At 51.6% G+C, this 6868-nt stretch carries 4 protein-coding genes; all 4 read right to left on the bottom strand.

The window, feature by feature from the left end; genetic code table 11:
• Positions 1 to 368: Ig-like domain-containing protein (locus tag AB1690_03105; protein MEW6014291.1), on the bottom strand; the 368-nt coding region annotated here is incomplete at its 3' end.
• 15 nt (positions 369 to 383) lie between these two features.
• Complete coding sequence (locus AB1690_03100) at positions 384 to 2837, bottom strand: T9SS type A sorting domain-containing protein (protein ID MEW6014290.1); 2454 nt, start codon at positions 2835 to 2837, stop codon at positions 384 to 386.
• Between the two features lie 15 nt (positions 2838 to 2852).
• The gene (locus tag AB1690_03095) at positions 2853 to 4814 is read right to left on the bottom strand and encodes a FlgD immunoglobulin-like domain containing protein (protein ID MEW6014289.1); all 1962 of its coding nucleotides are present in this window, start codon (positions 4812 to 4814) and stop codon (positions 2853 to 2855) included.
• A 563-nt stretch (positions 4815 to 5377) separates the two neighbouring features.
• Positions 5378 to 6868 (bottom strand): T9SS type A sorting domain-containing protein (locus tag AB1690_03090; GenBank protein MEW6014288.1); only part of this gene is annotated, 1491 nt, incomplete at its 5' end.

Raw genomic sequence — 6868 nt, 5'->3', positions numbered from 1 at the left:
GTCGCCGGGTCACTATCGCTGAGCAGGTCAGGGTCAGTTGCCGTAAAAGTTATCGTTTCCGAGCCATTCCAATCGGCGTTCGGAATCGTTATTGTGGCGACACGGTTCAAATCAATCGACACCGTCAGTTCGATATTTCCCGAATATGTCCAGGTTATCTGGTCGGGAGTGCTTTCGGCGTCAGTGACAAAGTTATCGAGGTTGATAGTCGTAAAAAGCGCTCCTTCAGCGACGGTCTGGTCCGGGATATCGGATACGACCGGCGGCGTTTGGGCATGAGCCACAGCGCCTATCAATCCAAAGAGCATCAAAAGTAAAGCCGATGCTCTAATATGAAATCCTTTCTTATTCGCTCTTCGCTTTATCATAAATTCCCCGCCTCGTTACTTCAGTAAAACCATCTTCTTGGTCTGATGCTTATCCCCGACTTCCAGTCGGTAGAGATAGATACCGGTCGCAACCGGTCTTCCATTCTGGTCGCTGGCATCCCAGGTGACCGTATGACGTCCGGTCTCCAGATGACGGTCGACCAGCGTTTTGACATGCTGCCCAAGAATGTTGTATATCTTCAGACGGGCATATTCGCCGCCCGCTTTGCTTATATCAAAATCAATGCGCGTTACCGGATTAAACGGATTGGGATAGTTCTGATAGAGCATGAAATTGGTCGGAAGAATCGGATTGGGATTATCGACCGGTATTTCATTGGCATTGGCGTTGGAAAGATAAACCTGCGTTATGCGCATGGTCGATTTATCGTCGGCGCTGATATCTTTCTTGACCACCGCCGGGATTCGCATAAAATCGGAAATCCCGGAGGGAATCAAGGTTTCTTCCTTCCAGGGTTGATTGCTGTAAAGCACCATCCTTATCCGCCCGCTATGGTCGTCGTTGTAGGCAAGGATGAACTGCGATGCCATCTCCGCCAGCTCGGGGCGATTGAACTCCACCGAGGTCGGGTCATAATCGATCTGCAATTGAACGCCGGCGACATTGTCCGGAAATTCTCCCTGAACATTCAGCTTGGTCAACTGTCCGGCGGAGAGATTGTCATGCACCAGGCGCAAGGACGCCACCTGCCCTTCATAATTGACCGGAGCCGGTGAGGGATTGATAGGCAGGCCGAAAATAGTATTGACCACTCCCACCAGGTCAACCACATTTACAAAGGCATCGCGCACCACATTAGCGGTGGCGAAATTACGGGGCGCCAAGCCATAATTACCCAGAATATAAGCGACAATGTTAACCAGGTCGGCTACGTTGATTTTCTTATCGAGGTTGACATCACCATACCGGTCAACTTCGATGATACCGGAATCGGTCAAAAGAAACAGCGATGGCACCTGCGGATTGGGGTCAATCGATTCCCAGGCATCATAGAATTTTACCCAGTAGTCGCCGGGCGTGGACGCCGAATCTATCGACATATAGGCGCGTAAGATAGCCGAAGAGGTGCCATCCACAATCGGCTCATTTGCCAGACCAAAGGCGACCACGCGGACCGTATCCGGAAATTGCCCGATATTTTCATAAACAACATAATCGGGGGTGCGGTCGGTAACGACGATGGAATCGATTTCAGCCACCTGGCCCGGATAGGACATATCGAACTGAATACCATACACGGTCTTGGAGGTCACCAGGTCGATCGGCAGAACTACCGGTGAAGCGCCGGGGACACCCCCCACCGGGGCGCCGCCATAGGTGGAAGTGGTGAAAAGTCTATCAATATCTAATTTATTGACAGTAATCGAGACAGAGCGTATAGCGGAATTGGCGTTAAATTCATCTGCCGCCTGGAAGTCAATTATGAAGGTTCCTTCCTGCGCGAACGACGGCACAAAGCGGAAAGTGCCGGAGACATTGGCGGTTCCGCTGACCGGATTGGACGGCAGAAACTGGGCGTTTGCCGGAAGACCATTAGCGCGAAGAGTCAAGTCGTCGCCATCAGGGTCGGTGGCTGTCACCGTAAAGCGAACAGAGTCTCCCTGATTTATGGTATAGCTTGATGGGACAATTGCGCCAACCGAAGGGGCGTTGTTCCCGGGAGGTCCGGCAGTACAACAGGTATCGGGACAAGTATCAGTCGGGCAGGGGTCAACGGGAGGAGTACCAACCGTAAATCTTCCAAAACCATAAGTACCGGTGCCGGGGTAGATTGTAATCGTTCCGGAGGTGTCGGAGAACTGATTGATGCGGTACTCCGGCAGAGTCCCTTTATAATCTTCTACCTGAATAAAGGCGGTCTGTCCTGTGGTAGCCGAAGAACTCACTCTGAACAGGAAGTTGAGAATCACTCCCACGGTATCGGTTTTCGCCGCAATCTGAGGCCGGACATATCCGGGCGGAGGCGGGTCAGGCGGAAGCGGCGGAAGGAACTGCACGAAGATGGCATTGCCATTGATTACGGTATCAACGGTATCGCGCGGAGCAAAAACAGTATATGTGGTATCCCAGGTCGAAGGCACGCCGAGAGTGTCAAATATAATGGTGGAGCGGCCCCGTCCGACCATCTCCAGACTGTCATACACGATGGATAGCCCGCCGCCTGCCTCGGCGATTCTGATAGGTGTTAACAGGCTCTTGGGATAAGTAAAACGAATGAGGAAACCACCCACCGGGATGGCGTTCTTTATTTGAACCGGCATCCTGACGATAGTACCGGGCAATCCGGAGAAATCGCCGACGTCGATTTTGTAATTGATACTGTCGATTATCAACTGCGCTTTGCTCTCGCCTGAGAGAATCACCAGGCAGACCAGCAGAACCAGGGGCAGCGCCAGAAGTCGCCGCCGACCAACATTCTTATCATTAATTTGAGATCGTGGGAACATATTCATTCCGCCTATCTATTTTAAGAGAATCATTTTTTTTCGGTCGTTAAAACGGTCGGCCGTTATGGTATAGAAATATATTCCGCTTGCCATTACATTGCCGTCCCGGTCTCGGCCATCCCAGGTGACCTGATGCCGCCCGGCCGGTAGAAAATCGCCGACAAGCTGGCAGATTTCCTGCCCCAGCAGATTATAAATCTTCAAATCCACCAGAGCCGCTTTCGGTATATCAAACGCTATTGCCGTTAAAGGATTAAACGGATTAGGGTGATTCTGATATAAAGCATATCCCTGCGGCAATAATTCAAAATTATCTTTCACGGTTGCCGGCATTGTCAGTCCTTCCACGGACGACAGCTCCACCGCTTGAATCTTGAAATTCCCTTTTCCTTCGACCTCAAGCAGGGTATTCAGCCCGGCCGGAAGACGTCTTCCGCTCTCGCTGAAAATCAAAGCCCGCACCGTTGAGCCGTCCTGCGCCCATTTAAAATCAAGCCCGCTTTCACGGAGAGGCGAGAGAGGATTTATCTCCACCCCGGCTTCAGATGCGCCGGACAAAGTTATCAATATAGCCCCCAGCTCTTCGGTCGAGCGATACATTACGTTGAAACCGCCCTCATCCGAAAGCGCTATGATTTCCGCGCCGGCCCCGTCATATCGCAGTTTGCCGCTGTTCCCTAACAGATTGACCACCTTGTTGACAAGATAGACCAGGTCAGAGACTGACGCCATAATGCCATCCTGATTGACATCAGAATAAGCCCGCTGCACGGAATTGAGCGGGTAAACGCGCGGATTAATGAAGTAATTGGTCAGAACCACGGCATCGCCGATTTCATACGGTATGCCGTTCAGATTTATATCCCCCAGATTAGAGAGGTCCGGCTTCTGAATCATCACATATCCGTTCTCATAAACGATGGCGGTCTGCTCAACGCGCACGCCGCCGGTGTCGAACAGAACATTGTCGCTCTGGTCAATCAGGTCGCGGAATACAAAATTGACCGGAACGGCAAAGCCGCCGTAATTCTGGTCGCTGGTCAAATAGAATGAAAGCCGCGCCACCGGGCCATTCCCGGCCGGAAGGTCAGGGGTAACCGCGCCGCTGGCAAGGTCGGCGGTACCGACAATACGAATGTCTCCCAGCATCGTCCGGTAATTCAGACTGTAACTGAAATATTCAAAACTGGCGGCGCGTGTCCCGACTTTGGTGATGCTGGAAACGGTCATGGAAGAAACATCATAATTGACCAGCAGGTCGAAACCGGAAACCAGTTCCAGATTCAAGAGATTGATATCAACTGTCACCAATTCGCCGGGATAGCCGCGCACAGTATCGACTTTCAGAGCATAAACCAAAGCCGGGGCAAGATTCAGAGAAATATCAGCCGTGTCCGATGCCCCATACTGGTCGCTGACGGCAATCAGTATATCATAATCGCCGGAATCGCGGAGAAGAGTCTGCCAGTCGAATAATGCCGGCTGCCCCGGAATGAAAGCGTTACCATCCGGTATCGCTACCGGAGTCCAGTGAACCGGGTCGTTATCCGGGTCGATGTAGCTTATTTCAAATTGCACCCGGTCACCCGCCGTCGATACCAGCGCTGTCGGAGAATTCAGAACCGGCGGCCGATTATTATTTAGGACATTTATTTTCATCTGACGGGTGGTCGCGCTGGCGCCGTCGCCGGCCCAGACCGTAATGACAAAAGGAGAATTCTCAGAGGAGTTCGGTCCGGTGAAATCCGGAGTCCATTGAAAGCTCGCCAGACCGTTACTGACGGTTTCAAAGACTCCGCCGGCAGGACAGGAGATAATGCCGAGGTCGATATTATCGCCATCAGCATCAAGCGCTCTCACGGAAATCGTCAAGGTCTCTCCTTCCAGAATCGTCTGGTCAGTGAGTGTCGCAATGACCGGCGCCGTATTGGCAAACGAACTGGTGCCGCCTGACAGAACAGCTATCAGGACCGCCATCAAGATTCTGCGCCGGATTTGTAAGTTCATATGCGACATAAGGCAATTATACACTCTTATCCGCTCTCTTTTGAGCAATTCACAGACCAACTTCAGGCATTATTACATGCTGTTTTCTGCGGCTCCCCCAACCGTCAGAAAGAATCCTTGTCTTTTTGTTCAAAACCTGAGCAGACCGGTTAAGTTCGGATTTTTTAACTGGTTAACTGCCCGGCGAAACTTTTTTAAGTCGTTATCGAGTCAAAAATCAAAAACCCCGGAAAAAGTCTTTTATTGAAATTAGGTGAGGTAGGCGGGTAAGTCTGAATCCCTATTACCTGACGTTCAGCAATCATGCAGAACCTTGCAGGTCGCAAAATGCGGGGAACGGCACTCCGTGCCATAGAAGCAAAAAATCCCCAAATCTTAGTTCTTACTTTCAGACTATCGATTTTGGGGGCCATCTAAACCAATCCTTCTTTTTCGCCCAAATTTATTCATTATCAGTTTCGTTTCGTTAGTCACTCTCCTCTAATTTTATCCCCACGGGGAGGAAATTCCTCCCCGTGAGAAAAAGTAAATGGTTACTTCAAGAGTACCATCTTCTTGGTCACTGAGTTGGCACCGGCTTCTGCTTTGTAGAAGTAGATACCGGAGGCAACGTTGGCTGTCCAGTTGAGTTCGAGGACGCCAGCTTCGCTGTGACCGTTCCAGCCATGGACTTTCTGACCGGCGACGTTGTAAATCGTCACGCTATAGTCGGAAGCCTTGGGCAGTTCGAGACGAATCACAGTCTGAGCGTTGAACGGGTTCGGATAGTTGGAAACACTGAACGCGGTCGGCAACAAGCCAACTTTGTAGGTGTTACCAAAGTAATCCACCGCCTCAACCTTAACCAGAGAACCTTCGGCGTTCAGGATATTGCCGGAGAAGGTCTTGCCCTTCTCGAAGGAATAAACCAGAACGTTGGTGTTGCCGTTAACCAGACCGGTCTTGATCTCCATTCCGGCCGCGCCCTCAGCGAGGGTCACGTTGACGTCACCGGCGAAGGTGAAGAGAGCCGCGCCGAGTTCCGAATCCACGGTGACAACCGAGCCGTCATGGCTGAAGTTGGCGGTCATGGCATACGGATTCAGCTTGGCATACGGGAGAGCGTCGCCAATGATGACACGGATGAGATAAACCAGGTCGGCCACTGACAGAACGATACCGTCAGCGTTGACATCGGTAGCGGCAATCTGACCGTCGATATTAACCTGGAACGCAGCCAGGCCGGCGATGAAGTAGTTGGTGAACACAACCGCGTCACCAATTTCATTCGCAATACCGTTCAGGTTGACGTCGCCACGGGCGTCAATGGAGTCGGCGCAGATGATATCCACGCCACCGTTGTAGAAGTCGATGAAGCGAATCGGATCCGGCTTATTCGGAAGTGGATTCATGCAGGAATTCGGAGCGCCGCCCCAGGTCGGGAACAGAGCATCGAGGTCAGTAATCTCAAACGGCGGGTCGCCGAATTCGAACACCTGGTCGGAAATAGCAGTCTCGATGTCGAAACTGTCATTGGTAGCCGGCCAATAAGCGATAGTGTTATCGCCGCAGTCAAACCAGAAGAACCGAACCGGTACAAACTGGCATTCCAAAGTCCGGTCGTTGGAGACAAGGAAGTCAAGCATGAACAGTACGAAGCCGTCGATTTCCGGCTCGGGACCGTCGTTCGGAACCATCTTGTCTTTCGGACTATGCGGACCATCATTCTGGTCGGCGATAGCGGTTACACGAAGCATGCCACTGGGGCAAGCGGAGCCGCAGTTACCGAAGGGACCAAAACGATAGGTGAAATACTCCCATTCATAAGCGCCGGGAATATCAAAGAGGTCGCCCTTGAGAGCACCCATGAAATTGAGAGCGGAAGCATCGTAGGCAATTAAGAAATCGAAGCCCCAGATCTCTTCAGTGCCTTCGGTCTTGAGGACTGGCACATAAGCATGCTGGCCCTGAAGCTGGTTGTGAATCTTCGCAATCTTAATGTCAAACGGCAGCGATGACACGGTATGGAAAGTCACCTGACAATC

It is taken from the genome of Candidatus Zixiibacteriota bacterium (assembly GCA_040753495.1).
Lineage (GTDB): Bacteria > Zixibacteria > MSB-5A5 > GN15 > PGXB01 > DYGG01.
The sequence above is the reverse complement of the archived record's forward strand: the minus strand, read 5'-3'. Positions and strand labels throughout refer to the sequence as shown.